The following is a 207-nucleotide window of genomic DNA, read 5'->3' as shown; positions in this document are numbered from 1 at the left end:
GGCGATCCGGTGGTCAGCATGCTGCCGGAAAGCGCCACAGAGGTTGAGCGTGCCGCGCTGCGCACCAGCCTTGGCCTCAACGATCCGGTGATTGTGCAGTTCTGGCACTACATCACGCGCCTGCTGCACGGCAACTTTGGCATCTCCTATTACAACCAGGTTTCGGTGTTTCAGCTGATCATGGAACTTCTGCCGGCCACGCTGGAA

Annotated in this window: 1 pseudogene; it reads left to right on the top strand. The window is 59.4% G+C overall.

Annotation, left to right across the window (positions count from 1 at the left end):
- Nucleotides 1-207 (top strand): annotated as a pseudogene (locus RTY00_RS19685) (ABC transporter permease); the annotation flags it as partial.

Source organism: Pantoea sp. CTOTU49201 (assembly GCF_032054795.1).
GTDB lineage: Bacteria > Pseudomonadota > Gammaproteobacteria > Enterobacterales > Enterobacteriaceae > Pantoea > Pantoea symbiotica.
The sequence above is the reverse complement of the archived record's forward strand: the minus strand, read 5'-3'. Positions and strand labels throughout refer to the sequence as shown.